Genomic DNA, 18,475 nt, shown 5'->3' with positions numbered 1-18,475 from the left:
AAGGATTGCTCTGACTTATGATATTTAATTGAAGTTGAGGTTTGTCCGATGCACATTATTAAAACACCGAAATTTCGCTGAGGTACTGTGTTTGCTAACTTGTTATATAGTACCTTTTATCATGGTTATACCGTGCCTGAATCAGTCTATCCCAAGTTTTTTATCATGGTTATCCGGTAAATATAATTTATTTACCCCAAAATCTAAAGGGCTTTTTATCTGCCTTAATTCTTTTTTAGTTACCTGTGTGTAGATCATTGTTGTCTCGGGCCGGCTGTGGCCTAGTAATTCTTGTATGTAGCGAATGTCTGTTCCGTGTTCTAATAAGTGCGTGGCATAACAATGCCGCAAACTATGAGGCGTTATTGCTTTTTTTATTCCAGCCAACTTGCAACTTCGCTTTAAAAAGGATCGGACACTTGCAGGACTATACTGTCCGCCATTCGGGTTTTCAATAAAATATACTTTTGGCTTATAGGTTTTATAGTAGTTTTTTAACATTGGATGCAGCGTTTGTGCAATATTTGTGTAGCGATCTTTTCTGCCTTTTCCCCCTCTAATATGGAGCTGATTTCTTATAAAATCAAAATCTTTTAATTCTAGATTTAATAATTCGCCTATACGTAAACCCGAAGCGTACAGCATCGAGATTATTACCCTGTGCTTAAGGTTTTTGGTTGCCTGTATTAAATTTACTATTTCTTCTATACTTAAAATTACAGGTAGTTTTTTATCTTTTGAAGGCATAAAAATTGCTTCAGGATTTATGGCGCACGCTGGGTATAAATACGCAAAATGACGAAGCCCACTCACCATTTGCCTATGGGTGCTTACCGAATAGTTTAACGTGCCAACAGCCCATTCTATATAAAGACGCACATCTGTTGCATCTAGCAATTCGGCTGGCTTAGTTTCCGAAAATTGTAAAAACTGCCGCACAAAACCACTATACGTTTTAACAGTGCTCTCGCTCATGCGCTTACCGTTTAGCGAATCAATAAAACTCTTGTATATTTTAACCTTTTCAGGAATTAAGGGCATTAATTTAGTTTTTACGCTCTTCTTATTTTGTGCTACATTTTTTGGAGTGTTGTCGTCAATTTTAAAACCTTTAGCAACTAATTCTTTTTTAAACGAATCAATTGTTAATTCGTCATAAATAATATAAAAACAACCGTGCGTTCTAGACCATCGAACACCATCCATTCTCTTTACAATTTCCTTGCTCTCAAAATGATATGGAAATTTTAACCCTAAGCATTTTTTTAGGTTATGTATAAATGGTTGTAGCTTAATGGTTGTCATAATTATAAAATTAAACAATAAAAATGAAAAAACGCCACTCTCGGTATTTTTGGTTTGAAGGCCTTTTGAGGTGGAATTACTGCTTCTTAAATTAGCGCAGTTTGTATTGGGATATTAATAACTTTAGCATTATTAAAATAAAAAAACGCCCTCCCCCCCGAAGTTTCGGGACTGAAGGCGTTTTGTAATCTTAAACAGATTCCCACTTTCGTGGGAATTTATTAATCTCTCTTTCTATCTCTATCACGACTGTTTCGATCGTCACGGCCACGGCTGTCGCGTCCACGATTATCTCTGTCTCTTGAACCACTTCGGCTATCGTCGCGTGGTGGACGTTCCTTATAACCTTCCGGTTTTGGCAATAAAGCTTTTCTAGAAACTTTATCTTTTTTCGTTCTAGGATCAAAACCAATGAATTTCACATCAAAAACATCACCCATATTTACTACATCAGTTACGTTCTCAGTACGTTCCCAAGCAAGTTCACTCACGTGAAGCAATGTCTCGTTTCCGGGAGCATCCATATATTCTACAACAGCGCCGAAATCAAGCATTTTTATAACTTTTACTTCGTAAACACTACCAACTTCAGGCTTGAAGGTAAGCGAATCAATCTTCGCTAACACGGCATCAATTCCTTCTTGGTTTGTTCCTAGAATTTCCACAATACCTTCTTCAGTAATAGGATCTTCATTGATAACAATTGTAGTTTTTGTGTCTTTCTGAAGTTGTTGAATTACTTTTCCACCAGGTCCAATTAATGCACCAATATATTCGTTTGGAATAGTAACGGTAATCATTTTTGGAGCGTGAGGCTTCACATCTGCATTTGGTGTTGCAATAGTCTCGATTAATTTACCAAGAATATGCAAACGGCCAGCTGATGCTTGTTTTAAAGCATTCACCAAAATTTCGTAAGAAAGACCTTTTACTTTAATATCCATCTGGCAAGCGGTAATTCCGTCAGCCGTTCCAGTAACTTTAAAGTCCATATCACCCAAGTGATCTTCATCACCCAAAATATCTGAAAGTACTGCATATTTCCCAGTTTCACCGTCAGAAATTAATCCCATTGCGATACCAGAAACTGGTTTTTTCAATTGAACTCCAGCATCCATCAGCGCCATTGTTCCGCTACAAACGGTAGCCATAGAAGAAGAACCGTTAGATTCCAATACTTCTGCCACAACACGAACTGTGTAAGGACAATCTTTTGGGATCATTCCTTTTAATGCTCTTTGCGCCAAGTTTCCGTGACCTACTTCTCTTCGAGAAGTTCCGCGAATTGGGCGGGCTTCACCAGTTGAGAAAGGAGGGAAGTTATAGTGAAGGTAAAAAGTTTCCTCGCCTTCAAAAGATGGCATATCAATTTGGTTGGCTTCTCTTGAAGTTCCCAAAGTAACGGTTGCCAAAGCTTGTGTTTCACCACGAGTGAAAATTGCAGAACCGTGCACAGAAGGCAAATAATCAATCTCGCACCAAATTGGGCGAATCTCGTCAGTTTTTCTTCCGTCCAAACGTAAACCTTCATTTAAAGTAAGGTCACGAACGGCAGCTTTTTCAGCTTTTCTGTAATATTTTGAAACTAAACCGCCAAAATCTTCTAATTCTTCTTCAGAAAAACTAGCTTTAATCTCTTCTTTTATTTCAGAAAAGGAAGCACTTCTTTCGTGCTTTGCAGATCCGGCTTTTGCTACGGCGTATACTTTGTCATAAGCCATATCGTAAACTTTCTTCGCTAAATCCTCGTCTTCACGTTCTGCTGGATATTCACGAACTTCTTTTTTCCCAAATGCTTCAGCCAATCTAAGTTGTGCTTCACATTGTTTTTTAATATGTTCATGAGCAAATTTTATGGCTTCCACCATTTCTTCTTCTGAAATTTCTTTCATTTCACCTTCAACCATCATCACAGAATCCATAGAAGCTCCAATCACCATATCGATGTCAGATTCTTCCAATTGTGCTCTTGAAGGGTTTATTATGAATTCACCATTAATTCTTCCAACGCGTGCTTCAGAAATAGCACATTCAAAAGGAAAATCTGAAAGTTGGATAGCTGCAGAAGCGGCTAAACCTGCCATTGCATCTGGCATAACATCATCATCATGGCTCATCAACTGTATCATCACCTGTGTTTCAGAGTGATAATCTTTTGGGAAAAGTGGGCGCAATACACGATCCACTAAACGCATTGTTAATACTTCGCCGTCGCTCGGTCTTGCTTCTCTTTTGAAGAAACCACCTGGGTAACGCCCTGAAGCAGCAAATTTTTCACGATAATCTACGGTTAAGGGTAGAAAATCTAAATCTTTTTGTTCGTAATTTGAAACTACGGTACATAGCAACATACATTTTCCGGATTGAACAACTACAGAACCATGGGCCTGTTTTGCTAATTTTCCAGTTTCGATGGAAATTTCTCTTCCATCACCAAGGTCAATGACCTCTCTAAATACTTTAGGTATCATTTGTTTTTCATTTTAGTGCTCCGCAAGCTTTTGCTTTTCGGCAATAGCAAAGGAGTACGTTAATTTTGGTCAAAACCTGATTTTCAGGTTTAGTGTTGTTGTGTTGTTGTGGTTGACCAATGAAAAACTCAAGGGTAGCTTTTCTGTGAGTTCAGAAATAATTTCTGAAAAAATATAAAAAATTAAAGGGCTCGTAAGAGCCCTTTGAAATATTACTTACGTAATCCTAATTCTTTAATAATAGCACGGTAACGAAGAATATCTTTTTTCATAAGATAATCCAACAATGAACGTCTTTTACCTACCAACATTACCAAAGAACGCTCTGTATTGTAGTCCTTGTGGTTTGCTTTAAGGTGGTTTGTTAAATGGGCAATGCGATATGTAAATAAAGCAATCTGTCCTTCTGCTGAACCAGTGTCAGTCTTAGACTTACCGTGTTTTGTAAAAATTTTTTCTTTTTCTTCTTGTGATAAATACATGCCAATATTGTTAAAATGATTTTTATGTACTGACTACCGTTTTGATAATCAAGGCTGCAAAAGTATTAAAAAGTATTCAGTATTCAGTATTCAGGGTTCAGTTTTTTTAAAACTTTAAAAAGTTATGCAGTTTTCTCTCTAAGTGGTCTATTTAAGACCAAATCTAGATATAGATTGATTTTTCGTTTTAAATCCCGACGGTGGGTTATAAAATCTAGAAAACCGTGCTCCAAAAGAAATTCGGCAGTTTGAAAGCCTTCGGGAAGTTCTTTCCCTGTTGTATCGCGAACAACTCTTGGCCCTGCAAAACCAATTAAAGCGCCAGGTTCGCTAATGTTTATATCGCCCAACATGGCGAAAGAAGCTGTAGTTCCTCCTGTGGTTGGGTCTGTACATAAAGAAATATAAGGTATTCCGGCGTCACTAAGTTGCGCAAGTTTTACACTTGTTTTTGCGAGCTGCATTAAGGAGAGTGCCGCTTCCATCATTCGGGCACCGCCACTTTTTGAAATGATCAATAAAGGAATTTTCTTTTTAAGGGAATAATCTGCTGCACGAGCAATTTTTTCACCTACAACGCTTCCCATTGAACCGCCAATAAAACTAAAATCCATACAGGCAATTACCAAATCGGCACCCATGGATTTCCCAACAGCACAACGTATAGCATCTTTAAGACCAGTTTTGTCCTGTGCTTCCTTTAATCTATCTGTATACTTTTTCTTATCCTCAAATTTAAGAGTGTCTTGAGAGGTGAGGTTTTTATCGAGTTCTTTAAATTTATTGTCGTCAAACAAGATTTCAAAATATTCTTTGCTTCCAATGCGTACATGGTAGCCATCTTCGGGACTTACATAAAAATTCTTTTCAAGCTCTTCGCTATCCACAATTTTTCCGGTGGGCGATTTGTACCACAATCCTTTTGGAACGTCTTTTTTATCTTCGGTTGGGGTTTGTATCCCTTTTTTTGTTCTTTTAAACCAAGGCATAAACTATTGTTTATTAAATATTATTATTTCTTATTGGAAACGTTACAATGTGTTTACATTGTTCAAATCTTTAAAAGCCTGTTCAAGTCTTTTTTTGAAAGTGATTTCGCCATCGCGAAGCCATTTTCTTGGATCGTAATATTTTTTATTTGGTAGCTCAGCTCCTTCCGGATTTCCAATTTGGGCTTTCAAATATTCCAAATTGTTTACCATATAATCGCGAACACCTTCAGTAAAAGCAAATTGCATGTCTGTGTCAATGTTCATCTTTATCACTCCGTAGCCAATTGCTTCACGAATTTCTTCCAACGTAGAACCGCTTCCGCCGTGAAAAACAAAATCTATTGGATTATGGCCCGTATTAAATTTTTTCTGAACATATTCCTGTGAATTTTTAAGGATTACAGGGGTCAATTTTACGTTACCAGGTTTGTAAACCCCGTGAACGTTTCCAAAAGCTGCGGCAATGGTAAACTGATCGCTTATTTTTGAAAGCTCTTCATAAGCATACGCAACTTCTTCGGGTTGGGTATAAAGTTTTGAGGAATCCACATCGGTATTATCAACGCCATCTTCTTCGCCGCCGGTTATGCCCAATTCAATTTCAAGGGTCATTCCAATTTTACTCATTCGCTCTAAATAGCGCTTGCAAATTTCAATATTTTCTTCAATAGGCTCTTCGGAAAGATCTATCATATGAGAGCTATAAAGCGGTTTTCCATTCTCTTTATAGAATTTTTCACCTGCATCAAGCAAACCGTCAATCCATGGTAGTAATTTTTTAGCGCAATGGTCTGTGTGAAGAATAACCGTAGCTCCATAAACTTTTGCAAGTTCGTGAATATGCTTTGCGCCAGCCACGCCTCCAGCTATTGCTGCTTTTTCGTTTTCGTTGGAAAGTCCTTTTCCCGCATTAAAATGTGCTCCGCCATTTGAAAATTGAATAATAACAGGCGAATTCAGGGCGGCAGCTGTTTCCATAACAGCATTAACGCTGTCTGAACCCACAACATTTACGGCAGGCATTGCAAAACCTTTCTCTTTTGCGTATTGATGTATTTTTTGAACTTCTTTTCCCGTAGCTACTCCGGGCCTAATTCCGTGGCTCATAATCAAAAGTGTTTAGCAAGCAAAAATAACAAATTTATATGGTTTAAAAAGGATAGTTAATACCTATGTTGTAAACAGCTTCACGGAAACTATAGTCTGTAAACCATCTTTCACCCACAGGCTTTCCGGGATTGTGGGTTTTAAAACCTACGTCAAAGCGAAGTACAAAAAAACCAAAATCATAACGAAGCCCAATCCCAGAAGCAACTGCAATTTCTTTCAAATCCTGTATTCCATCAAACTTGGATGACGGGTTATTAATATCATCCAAAACATTCCAAATGTTACCGGCATCCACAAAAAAAGCTCCTTTTATGTCGCCTAAAATTCCAAATCGGTACTCAGCATTAAAGGCAAGTTTAAAGTTTGCATCGTTAAAATCAAGAATACTTCCACTACTTCCAGGGCCAAGATCATATGCTCTCCAGCCACGGTTGTCATTAGCGCCACCGGCAAAATAACTTCGAGTAAAGGGAATGCTGTTACTATTTCCATAAGGAATTGCAATCCCTCCAAAAGCTCTAACGGCAACTATATCATTACTGGTTATGTCCCAATGTTTTATGTATTCTGCCTCCACTTTTACAAATTGGGAATAAACCACGCCCAGGGTTTTGTAATTTCCGGCTTCATTTTTTTTAATTCCTGCAAGACTGGAGATTCCCGAAAGCAAATTGCCCGCAGATTCAAGTTTTAAACGTAATCGCGAAAAATTATTGTCATTAATATTTTCACGCGTGTCTCTAGTGAGTGTCACATTAGAGGCAAAGATGAGGTTGTTCTCGCTAAGACGCAATTGGCGCTCATAGATGCTCAAAACTTCTTGATAGGTTTCATCTGTAGAACTTAGAATTCCATTTCTTACATCAGAGATGAATAAGTTTGTTTCATCGGGAATTTCTAATGTAGGGTTGGAGTCTGTACTGCTAAAATCATAATTTAACTCCTGTGCTATTTCATTGAGCCTATTGTAGGAGCTTCTATAAACATTGAAATAATTTTCGGTGTTTAAGTTCCGAACGTATTGAAGGTTCATTAAATCCAATTCATAAGTGAGGATTTTTGAAGGTTTCCATCTATAATTATAAATTGCATTAATGGATTGTCTATCTAAACCTATGTTATTTTGTAAGCTTGCGCCCACACTTACACTTGTGGAAGGCGACATGTATTTTGGGATTATATTTTCAGTATTTATTGGGAAAATAATCCTGGGGAAGGTAAGCTTCGCATCGCCACCAAATTCTGAAATGTTGAAAAAATTACTTTGGCTGTCAGCGGCATCTTTAGAAGACCCGAGGCTACCGCGACCTGAAATTTGTAATATTTCTGCCCCACGAAAAATATTTCTAAAAATAATATTTCCACTAAAGCTGATTCCAAATTGCTGTATGGTTGAGGTGTATGCATCAAAATCTACCCCAAGTGTAAACCGATCGCGGGGGCTCAGAAAAATAGTAGAATTCAAAAGTCTTCCTGTTGAATCTTTTTCAACTTCGGCATAATTTATATTTGGGTATTTAAAAATGCGCAGATCACTAATTTGGTTGTAGGTCAACGTACGGTCAATATCCCTATAAATTTTCCCAGGTGTAATGGAAATAGCATCCGTGATGGCTTTTGGGCGGAAGCGCATCTTGCCATAGCTGAAGAGCTTATACCCTTTGTAACTTATAGAATCCTGAAATTTTTTATCCTTGTTTTCATATGAAAAATCCGTAACAATCCGAACCTCATTAATACTATGTACTTTAAAAGGAACAGTATAGGTGCTGTCTCCTTCGCTAATTTTTCTATCGGGAATGATGTATGTAATGTCTGCTCTGTGGTCTGTATTTACTGTGTCAGCCTCAAAACCTACGTATTCCTGATCAAAATGATAGAGCCCCGAGTTTCTAAACTGAATGGTGAGTCTGTCGCGTTCGTTCACAAAATCATTCGCTGCATATTGTTTTCCGGGAACGATGAATGACCTGGCCTTGGTAATTCGAAAAAGTGAATCCACCACGGGCGAACTTATCTTATTAATAATGGAATCTCCCACAAAATAGGGCTGGTGTCTTTTTACGGAATAGGTAATAGCGGCTCTCTTTTTCTTTTTTTCGCTAGGCTCAATTTTATAATCCACCTCGTCGTTAAAATATCCATAACTCGCATACCAACGCTTTAATCGCTCCAAAGATTTTTCAACCTTTTTCTCATCAATAACCACTGGCGCATCTCCAGATTTCTGCAGCCATTTGTTAAAGCCAACATAACTACTATCTAATTCGTCCACTTGCTTTTTTGAAAGAAAACGAATAAGTCGCTCTTCCCGCTTTGGGTTTTTGTGAAGCCATCTATAATATGTAGAATCAGGTTGCGGGTCTGCAAGATTGTATATGTACAACCCTAATGGTAAACCAATTAATGGAATGGAAGTATTCGGTTTCTGTGCCAATTGACTGTAAACACCAGCATCTTTGGTTTCCAGGCTATCAACAATAATAGTATTGTCTGTAAGTAAATATTTTCCATCGGGCACACGCTTTACAGAATTACAGGAAAAAAACAAGCTGATTAATACTATAAATAGTGATATTTTTGTAAGGTCGCGCTTCAAGTGTACGTTTTTAATCAATTTCAAAAATACTATAATTTGGTCAGCAAAAGTCAAACAAAATTAATAACGAGTCTTCAGCAAAAAAAGTACCGCGAACAAACAGGTCTTTTTGTGGCCGAAGGGCCAAAAATTATTGGCGAATTGATAAATGAAAATTTTAAACTTCAATCGCTTTTTACAACGGATGCTTCCCAAATTACTGCTGAAAATCACTTTCATATAAATGATGCAGATCTTAAAAAGATAAGTTTTTTAAAAACTGCAAATACCTCTTTAGCGGTTTTTGAGATACCAAAGCCAAAACCTATGCAGGATTCTGGTTTGATGGTCGCTTTGGATGCCATCCGCGATCCGGGAAATTTGGGTGCCATCATTCGGTTGTGTGATTGGTTTGGGGTGCAACAAATTATTTGTTCAAAAGATACAGCAGATTGCTTCAACCCAAAAGTAGTGCAAGCAACTATGGGGTCTTTGGCGCGGGTGCAAATTCATTATCTGTCGCTTTTAGATTTTTTTAAGGCAACCAATATTCCTATTTATGGTGGATTTATGGATGGAAAAAATGTTTATTCTGAAAAACTTCCGAAGGATGCAATTATAGTTATGGGCAACGAGGCGAATGGTATTTCTGAAGAAATAATTCAGCAAATAACACAAAAAATAACAATTCCCCGTTTCGGAAAAACACAAAAAACCGAAAGTCTCAATGTAGCAACGGCGACGGCAATTCTATTAAGTGAATTTAGAAGATCTACTGAAACGTAAAATTCACAAAGATTCCACGCGACGATAATTTATCGATATTTCCGGTCCACGGGCTGTTGGGATCATCATCGCGAACCAATTCATCATTAAGCGCAAAAACACCGCGAATGGAAGGCGTAAATTTAAAATAGTAGAGATAAAAATCTATTCCAAAACCAAGTTCGTAATAATTGGTTCCTTTTGTCATTCTGAATTTTCCCTGCTCGTTATCTTCAGGGTTTTTTTCATTGCTTGAAAGATTGATGGAAGTGGAAACCCCACTAATTATAAATGGTTTTATATTATTTAATCGTTTGGTTGAAACTTTTAATAATAGCGGTACGTGGATGTAAGTAGATTTCACTTCGCGTAAAAAATCTTTTGGTTCTGTAAATCCTGGGAAGGTAAGATTTCGTTGTGTAAAATATAAACCAGGTTCCAAACGCAGATTGAAATATTCATTGATACGCATATCACTAATTAGCCCTACGTTAAAACCTGCGGAGCGCTCCACTTGAATATCTGTGTTATCATCTGCATATTGGTCTTTGTAATCTATTTTAAAATCATAACTATTGAAGCCTAAAAAGAAGCCAAATGAAAAGCGCTTTTTATCAAAATTTTCCAAATTTGCTATCCGTTCCTTATTGAAAAACCATTGCGCGTGAGCACTGTTTGCAATGAATAAAACGGCCAATACAAAAAAAAGCTTCTTCATAAATTATTTTGTAGCGTTATAGATAGTTGCTACCCCAAATGTTTGCGGGATATTTTTCACTTCATTAAACCCAATTTTTCGCAAAATATTGTTGAGCTTTTCGCCGTGTGGAAATACCGAAGCACTTTCGCTTAAATATTTGTAGGCTACTTTGTCTTTGGAAAACACTTTACCTATAAGCGGTAAAATAGTTTTTGAATAAAAATGGTATCCTTGTTTGAAAGGGAATTTTGTTGGCACTGAAGTTTCCAAAACCACAAAAATGCCATCTTTTTTTAGCACACGAAAAATTTCGGAAAGACCTTTTTCCAGATTTTCAAAATTGCGGATACCAAAGGAAACAGTGATTGCGTCAAAAGTATTGTCTCCAAAAGGTAACGCTTCCGAATCTGCTTGCACAAATTCAATATTTTCTAAAATCTTTTTTCCCACAATCTTCTTTCGGGCAACGGAAAGCATTCCTTCGGAAATGTCCAAGCCCACAATTTTTTCAGCAGAAGTTTTCTCGGCAAACTGAATTGCGAGATCGCCAGTTCCGGTAGCAATGTCGAGAATGCTTTTCGGGTTTTTTTTAGCAACCATTTTAATGACTTTTTTCCGCCATTTAATATCAGACCCCAGTGAGATTATACGGTTTAGACCATCATAATTTTCAGAAATAGTATCGAACATCTGTTCAACCTGTTTCTTTTTCCCATCGGAAGAATTTTTGTAAGGTGTTATTTTCTTTTCCATAAATTGCGCCTGCAAAATTACATATTTTTTAAGATTTGCAATGGTTTTCAACTACAAATACAATGATTTTGCTTCTGTTAGGGATGCGTTAAAATTCTATATCTTTGTCAAGATTCATTTTTAAAATATTTTTTTTGAATTCAATCTCTAAAAATTATTTTAAGGAATAAAAAATAGTTCAATGAAAATTATTGTTGCTGGCGCCGGGGAAGTAGGTTTTCACCTTGCAAAATTGCTTTCTTTCGAATCTCAGGATATCACACTGATTGATACAAATCGAGATTGTTTGGCACATGCCGACACACATTTAGATATACGGGTGGTTCGTGGCGACGCGACCTCTATTTCTGTTTTGCAGGACTCCCGCGTGGCAGATACAGATTTGGTTATAGCCGTTACTTCTAGCGAAACTACAAATATTACAGTTTGTGTGCTTGCCAAGCAACTGGGAGCTAAACGTACTATTGCACGAATTTCCAATACCGAATTTATTGACAGGAAAGATGAAGTTGGTTTCACAAAATTCGGGATAGATGAATTGATTTCTCCAGAATCTTTGGCCTCCAGCGAAATTGAACTTTTACTCAATCAAAGTGCCTTCAACGATACTTATGAGTTTGAAAATGGAGCTTTGACAATGATCGGATTAAGCCTTTCCCGTACTTCAGCCTTTGTGGGTAAATCTGTGAAAGAAGTGGCAAAAATATATCCAGATTTAAAATATGTTCCCATTGCCTTGCAACGTTTCGGCACTCAATATACTTTGATTCCCAGAGGTGACACACAATTTAAAGAAGGTGATCAGGTTTATTTCACTACCGTAAAAAACGGAGTAGAACAAATTTTTAAGCTTACAGGAAAAGTTAGACAGGAAATTAAAAATGTAATGATTCTTGGCGGAAGCAAAATAGGTTACAAAACTGCAAAAGATCTCTGTAAAAGTAGCTTTAATGTAAAACTCATTGAAAGCAGTAAAGACAAAGCTTTTGAAATTGCCGATGATATTCCAGGGTGTCTTGTAATAAATGGTGACGGTAGAAATGTTGATCTTTTAACAGAAGAATCCATTGAAGATATGGATGCTTTTATTTCTGTTACAGGAAACAGTGAAACCAATATTATGTCCTGTTTGGTCGCAAAATCCAAAGGGGTTAAAAAGGCAATCGCTTTGGTGGAAAATATGGATTATTTTCAGCTATCGCATTCCATCGGAATTGATACGCTTATCAACAAAAAACTTTTGGCGGCCAATAATATTTTCCGCTACGTACGTAAAGGCGAAGTTGTAGCAATGACGAAACTTAACAACATGAATGCCGAGTTGCTCGAGTTTCAGGTTTCTTCGCATTCCAAAGTATGCAATAAAAAAATTAAAGACCTTGATTTTCCTGTTTCTGCCATTATTGGTGGAGTCATTAGAAACGGAGAAGGAATTATAGCCCTAGGCGATTTCGAAATAAAAAATGGTGATAGGGTAGTGGTTTGCTGTCTTCCGCAATCCATTGGCAAAGTTGAAAAGCTCTTCATATAATGAATTCCCTTACCAAACTTAACTATAAAATAATTTCGCACTTAATGGGCCTTCTGCTCATGGTGAATGGTGGTTTTATGATTCTTTCTTCCTCCATAAGTTGGTATTACGAAGATGGAGTGCTTAAAGAAATGCTTTTGGCGGGAACCGTTGCCTTGGGTGTTGGCGGAATTATAATGCTTTTAACCAAAAACCACAGGAAGGAAATCCAAAAACGGGAAGGATACATTATTGTTACGTTTGGCTGGATATTTATGGCCCTTATTGGGACGCTGCCCTATATTTTCACCAATGCAATTCCAAGTTTTACCGATGCATTTTTTGAAACAATGAGCGGTTATACAACCACGGGAGCTTCCATATTAACTGATATTGAAAGCGTTCCAAGGGGCGTTTTGTTCTGGAGAAGCATTACGCATTGGATAGGGGGGATGGGGATTATTGTGTTAGCAATAGCAATATTACCCTTGTTGGGAATTGGAGGTATGCAACTTTTCGCTGCCGAAGCGCCAGGTCCTGGAGGAGATAAACTGCATCCCCGAATTACGGATACTGCAAAAAGACTTTGGCTAATTTATGTTGGCTACACTTTAGCAGAAACCATTTTATTGAAATTAGCTGGAATGAGTTTTTTTGACGCTATAAACCATTCGTTGGCAACATTGAGCACAGGAGGGTTTTCTACAAAAAATGCCAGCGTCGCTTTTTGGAATGACAACCCGATGGTGCAATACATTATCATTGTGTTTATGTTTTTGGCGGGAAGTAATTTTGTGCTTAGCTATTTTGCTTTTAAGCGAAAATTCCAAAAAATATTTCAAGACGAAGAATTTAAACTATATAGCGCTTTTGTTATTGTATTGACTATTATAGCTGCTTTTCTTATTTATTTTGAAGCAGATGTAACACTTTCAAGCATCGCCCATCCTATGGTGTGGGGACCTTTTGAAAGTGCTTTCCGCCATGCGCTTTTTCAAGTTTTAACTATTATTACTACTACAGGTTTTGTGAGTGCGGATTATACATTGTGGACTCCCTTTTTAACGATTTTCTTTTTTGGAATGATGTTTTTGGGTGGTTGCGCGGGTTCCACGGCTGGTGGTATTAAGGTAATGCGTCACTTAATTATGATTAAAAACGGTGTGCTCGAATTTAAAAGAACACTGCATCCACACGCTATTTTACCCGTTCGTTACAATAGAAAAGCGGTGCCACAGCCTATTGTATTTAATATTCTAGGCTTCTTTATTCTTTATATGCTTTCCTTTATTATTGGCACTTTGGTGTTCTCGTGGATGGGATTGGATTTCAAGACTGCCCTTGGCGCCGCCGCCTCTTCCTTAGGGAATATTGGTCCTGCCCTCGGTGACCTTGGCCCTGTGGATAATTATGCGTACTTGCCCGATGCCGCAAAATGGTGGTCCAGCTTTTTGATGCTTATTGGAAGGTTGGAATTATTTACAGTGCTTATTTTGTTGACTCCTTTTTTCTGGAGAAATAGATAATTTAAAGCGCTAACTTTCAATTACAAAGTTTTATAATTTAAACTTTCCCTGAAATTACTTTTACTTGTTTAGACAATTTCTTTGCTTTTTCTGTTACTTCAGATATATCTCCGTCAAGCTTATCGTGTGTTAGAACAACGCCCATTCTTCTATAGGGGCGGGAGGTAGGTTTTCCAAAAATTCTGAAATCTGTTTTTGGGGAAGTTGCCAAATTTTCTAAACCTTCAAAAATTGGGTTTTCTGAATAATCTGAAGCTAAAATTACTGCGCTGGCACCAATGCGTTCCTGGGTTATTTCTGCTATAGGAAGGCCGAGCACGGCGCGAAGATGTAGCTCAAATTCATTGAAATTTTGGGTTTTGGCAAGAGTTACCATTCCTGTATCATGAGGACGGGGAGATAGTTCGGAGAAATAAACACCATCATCTGCAACAAAAAATTCTACTCCCCAAATTCCACAGCCTGTTAGTGCGGTGGTTACTTTTTCTGCCATTTGTTGCGCTGCGTTCAAAACATCACTTTCCATAGGTGCGGGCTGCCAGCTTTCCATATAATCGCCACGTTCCTGCCTGTGGCCAATTGGTGGGCAGAAAAGTGTTTTTCCGTTGCGTTGGGTTACAGTTAGCAATGTTATTTCATAATTAAAATTAACGAAGGCTTCCACAATCACTTCGGCTACATCGCCTCTAGAACCATCTTGCGAATACGTCCAAGCTTTTTCAATGTCTGCTTCGGTTTTAATAGTGCTTTGTCCTTTTCCACTAGAAGACATTAAAGGTTTTACTACGCAGGGCATTCCTATTTCAGAAACAGCTTTTTTCAAAGTTTGAGCTGAGGTTGCATAGCGGTATGCAGCTGTTTTTAAGCCTAATTCTTTTGCGGCAAGATCGCGAATTGCTTTACGGTTCATAGTGAAGTTTGCCGCTTTCGCGGAAGGAATTACCGTGTAGCCTTTTTTTTCATATTCGTAAAAACGTTCGGTGCGAATGGCTTCAATTTCGGGAACTATATAATCTGGTTTGTACTTTTCAACAATGGCATCCAAAGCTTTTCCGTCGAGCATATTTATTACTTCAGAAAAATCTGCGAGCTGTGCGGCAGGAGCATTTTCATAACTATCTACTGCAATAACCGTTTGCCCAATACGCTTTGCAGCTATTGTAAATTCTTTCCCAAGTTCACCGCTTCCTAATAATAAAATTTTTGCCATTTTATGAATTTTTGTAAAAATAAGGGAATAGATTTAATGAAAAAACCCAAAGCACTATTTGTACTTTGGGTTTTTCTAAATTAAGAATTGAAGGTCTATTTAACGATTATTCGTTTAACTCTTCCATTGTCTTTATTGCCAACACGAACTAAATAAACACCTTTAGCTACATAGCTCATATCGAGTTTATAGTTGTATCCGTTCCCGTTGTTTTCAAGTTTTTTGAACAATAATCTTTGGCCCAATGTATTGTAAACCGAAAGATTCATAGCCCCGGTATAGTTAACTGTTTTTAAACTAACATCAAAATTATTGTTTTCCAAGGTTAAAACGGTTAAGCCATTTTCGTCAAAAATATTATCTTGAACACCTAAGATTCCTATTTGTGCTGTATAGTCTTCAGTTTCGCCAAAGCTAGTTTCCTCACAGGCATCATCGGGTACTGGACCGTCCCAGTTTGTTTTTGCGCGCATTAAGTGTTGTCCTAATGGTACACCGGCTGGTACTATTAAGTCTGTTGTAATTGTATATGTTCCACCACCTTGTCCTGCTGCAATAACTACGTTATCAACCACAATTTCATCATTTGTAAAGACGAAATCATCATTAAAATCTATCCAAACACGAACAAATTGATCTCCATAACCTGTTGTTACAGTTAGTTCATTGGTAGAATTTGGATCCATTACTGCTATTAAATTCGTAAAATCACCATAACCTTCGCAACCAGATGGATTGTTTAAGTCTGTTACACTGAACAACTGAAAACCATCACCGAAAGAACAATCACCCACTGGTTGACAATTCTGTTTAACAATAACTACAGAAGTAGAATCGTTTGAAGTATCACTATCTCCAGGTAATGAGGTGTATGCACTTAGGTTATAACTCCCTAAAGCTGAAAAATCGCCAGTCTGTGCAAAAGTATAAGATGTAGAGGAATTTGCAGCTAAAGGACCTGTTACCACTTCGGTAACAATAGTTCCGTCCAAATTATAAGATACATCAAAATTAGATTTTGGTTCGCCACCAAAGTTATTTATTGTAACAACAATGTTTTCAGCACCCGTAAGATCGGTACTTGAAACAGGAGCGGTAATGGCGCTTACACCTATATCATTAGGCTGTAAATAGGTAACAGACTTGGTGCGGCCGTCATTGGTTGTGTCTTCATCACCAGCTAAATTGGTTTCAGCCGTGATGGAGTATGTTTGTCCAATTGCACCTAAATTCGCAGTTGCTGTAAAAGTATATTGGGCAGTTGCCGCCGAAGCAATTGTTCCTGGGAAGGTTTCTGAAATAACAGGTCCACCATCTACTTGAAAAGTTACAGGAATGTTTGAAGCACTGTTTTGTCCATAATTAAATATGGTAACAGTAACTGTTTCACTATTTGAAAGTGTTCCAGTTACTGGTGCGTCAATACTAACCACTCCAACGTCATTATTAAAGTTTGGAGCAATTTGGAATACACCAACAACATCTTTTCTTCCGCTATTCATATATTCATTAATAAACCAGAATTCTTTATCGTTAGAGGGGTCTAGGTCTATTTTGCTATAATCACCGTATCGTAAGCCAGGAATATTTTGATTTCCAGGTGCAATTAATTCTTCTGCAATTGTCATTGTATTTAATGGATCGTTTGCAAAACGGCCAGTATAGTATGAACTTACTCTTTTAGTTGTTGGGTCTGGAGTAGTAGGGCCTGCCATTGAAGTATATCCCATACCAATATTTCCTTGAACGTCCATCATCATACTTGCATGCCATGCGTGTTTTCCGTCTGGTGCAGTATAAGTTCCTTCTTGGTAAATGGTCCAGGGTTGTCCGTCACTAGGTTGACGAAGTTCAAACCAACGTACTCCAGCAAGTTCTCCCCCGCTGGCATCAGTATCAACCACAAAATTGAAAATTGCAGAGTTGTGATCACCAAATTTTCTGAACTGAGCCTGGTTCATAATTGTTGCTTGAAGTGCATCAATATCGCCACCACCCGGTTGTGACAAGTTTGAAAAGCTTCCCCCGTCAAATACTGAAATAAAGGGAGTAGTAGTCAATTCTACAGGAGCGGAAATGGTAGAACTGCCCGGAGTGGCCCAATTTACATCAACAGTCCAAATTTTTACGTGATCTTGAGAAACACCAGACCATGCATCATCTTGTAAATATATAATTGGCAAGCCTCCCGGTGCCGGTAAATCATCATTTGTTACATTTAAAGCTTGAGGGCTATAAAAACCGCTGGTTACAATTCCTGGAAGTGGAAATCCTATTACTTGTGCAGAAGGATCACCCAAAAGCATCTTATCTCTTTCCAATGCATAGATTTTATTGGTGTCTCCAGAATTTTGGGTAATGTAATATCCATCACTCCAAACGGACAGTTTTTGATAATCATCTATTTGTGGAATAGTATAAACATTCCAACCATCATTTACTGGGTCTGGACCATCGGATACTGCAATTTGCGCTCCGCTACCCAAAAATGTCATAACAAATCTATCTGCAGCATTGTCATAAGATATAGTAAGATCGCAACAACCGCCATTTGGAAAAATAGTTGGGTTTGGACTAATTTGCCCAGTTAGCGGGTTTCCACTTTTATCAAATATTCTAAAACCAGTATTGAAAACAACTACAGCGTGATTGGGTCCAACGCCGATAGATGGATCTGTAGGTTGTGAACTTGATTGGGCAGCATCAAAAACTAATGAAGGTGCTCTTCCACTAAGTAATTGCTCCATTTTGTCTGGATTTCGAACGAAATAATCGTCTTCAATCTGCGGGTCTTTACCTGGTATTATTAAATTTTTTGAAGCCCTGCCATCTTGCATTACTTGTTCTTTTGTAGTTGCAGGGGGTAAATTAGTTCTTGAGGCTATCGAGGGAACATGGACCATCGATCCAACCTTTCCCACATAAGTAGCATTTGTTTTTTCTTGTGCTTGTGCTTGAATAAAGAAAGCAAAGAGAAATAGAAATAAGGTAATTCTCGTTTTCATTAAATGTATAGTTTTAAAGTTAATTTTCAAATGCCTAAAATACAGATAAAATGTAAGATGGAAATGGG

Annotated in this window: 13 protein-coding genes; 3 read left to right on the top strand and 10 right to left on the bottom strand. The window is 37.7% G+C overall.

The window, feature by feature from the left end; translation table 11 throughout:
* Positions 1-141: 141 nt before the first annotated feature.
* From xerA to AEQU1_RS05830, 6 genes are all read right to left on the bottom strand, one after another.
* Complete coding sequence (xerA, locus tag AEQU1_RS05855; protein WP_111879544.1) at positions 142-1,305, bottom strand: site-specific tyrosine recombinase/integron integrase; 1,164 nt, start codon at positions 1,303-1,305, stop codon at positions 142-144.
* A 221-nt stretch (positions 1,306-1,526) separates the two neighbouring features.
* Positions 1,527-3,776 (bottom strand): polyribonucleotide nucleotidyltransferase, encoded by a 2,250-nt coding sequence (locus tag AEQU1_RS05850; RefSeq protein WP_111879542.1) that lies wholly within the window; start codon positions 3,774-3,776, stop codon positions 1,527-1,529.
* Positions 3,777-3,988: 212 nt separating this feature from the next.
* Entirely contained in the window at positions 3,989-4,258 is a 270-nt protein-coding gene (gene rpsO / locus AEQU1_RS05845) for a 30S ribosomal protein S15 (protein WP_111879541.1), read from the bottom strand.
* Between the two features lie 122 nt (positions 4,259-4,380).
* On the bottom strand, positions 4,381-5,247 hold the full coding sequence (gene accD, locus AEQU1_RS05840; protein ID WP_111879539.1) for an acetyl-CoA carboxylase, carboxyltransferase subunit beta: 867 nt from the start codon (positions 5,245-5,247) through the stop codon (positions 4,381-4,383).
* A 42-nt stretch (positions 5,248-5,289) separates the two neighbouring features.
* On the bottom strand, positions 5,290-6,357 hold the full coding sequence (gene fbaA / locus AEQU1_RS05835; protein WP_111879538.1) for a class II fructose-bisphosphate aldolase: 1,068 nt from the start codon (positions 6,355-6,357) through the stop codon (positions 5,290-5,292).
* 43 nt (positions 6,358-6,400) lie between these two features.
* Positions 6,401-8,959, bottom strand: a complete 2,559-nt coding sequence (locus AEQU1_RS05830) for a BamA/TamA family outer membrane protein (protein WP_111879575.1) — start codon at positions 8,957-8,959, stop codon at positions 6,401-6,403.
* Between the two features lie 36 nt (positions 8,960-8,995).
* On the opposite strand from AEQU1_RS05830, the gene AEQU1_RS05825 reads away from it, so the two are divergent.
* Positions 8,996-9,724 (top strand): RNA methyltransferase, encoded by a 729-nt coding sequence (locus AEQU1_RS05825; RefSeq protein WP_111879573.1) that lies wholly within the window; start codon positions 8,996-8,998, stop codon positions 9,722-9,724.
* Here the strand turns inward: AEQU1_RS05825 and AEQU1_RS05820 are convergent.
* Complete coding sequence (locus tag AEQU1_RS05820) at positions 9,711-10,421, bottom strand: porin family protein (protein ID WP_111879536.1); 711 nt, start codon at positions 10,419-10,421, stop codon at positions 9,711-9,713. The two genes, AEQU1_RS05825 and AEQU1_RS05820, sit on opposite strands and share 14 nt — an antisense overlap.
* A 3-nt stretch (positions 10,422-10,424) precedes the next feature.
* A complete protein-coding gene (gene ubiE / locus AEQU1_RS05815; RefSeq protein WP_111879572.1) occupies positions 10,425-11,156 on the bottom strand; it encodes a bifunctional demethylmenaquinone methyltransferase/2-methoxy-6-polyprenyl-1,4-benzoquinol methylase UbiE in 732 nt (243 codons plus the stop codon).
* A gap of 181 nt (positions 11,157-11,337) precedes the next feature.
* Here ubiE and trkA point away from each other — a divergent pair, with 181 nt between their 5' ends.
* Both trkA and AEQU1_RS05805 read left to right on the top strand, forming a co-directional pair.
* Positions 11,338-12,687: a Trk system potassium transporter TrkA gene (trkA, locus tag AEQU1_RS05810; protein ID WP_111879535.1), complete on the top strand. Its 1,350-nt coding sequence runs from the start codon at positions 11,338-11,340 to the stop codon at positions 12,685-12,687.
* Positions 12,687-14,192, top strand: coding sequence for a TrkH family potassium uptake protein (locus AEQU1_RS05805; protein ID WP_111879534.1), 1,506 nt, complete (start codon positions 12,687-12,689; stop codon positions 14,190-14,192). The genes trkA and AEQU1_RS05805 overlap by 1 nt, the downstream gene beginning before the upstream one ends.
* Before the next feature lie 37 nt (positions 14,193-14,229).
* On the opposite strand, the gene purT is transcribed toward AEQU1_RS05805, so the two are convergent.
* Positions 14,230-15,402, bottom strand: a complete 1,173-nt coding sequence (gene purT, locus AEQU1_RS05800) for a formate-dependent phosphoribosylglycinamide formyltransferase (protein WP_111879532.1) — start codon at positions 15,400-15,402, stop codon at positions 14,230-14,232.
* 95 nt (positions 15,403-15,497) lie between these two features.
* Positions 15,498-18,407 carry a GEVED domain-containing protein gene (locus tag AEQU1_RS05795; protein ID WP_111879530.1) on the bottom strand — a complete coding sequence of 970 codons (2,910 nt, stop codon included), beginning with the start codon at positions 18,405-18,407 and terminating at the stop codon, positions 15,498-15,500.
* Positions 18,408-18,475: the final 68 nt, after the last annotated feature.

The sequence above is a fragment of the Aequorivita sp. CIP111184 genome (assembly GCF_900489465.1).
GTDB lineage: Bacteria > Bacteroidota > Bacteroidia > Flavobacteriales > Flavobacteriaceae > Aequorivita.
The sequence above is the reverse complement of the archived record's forward strand: the minus strand, read 5'-3'. Positions and strand labels throughout refer to the sequence as shown.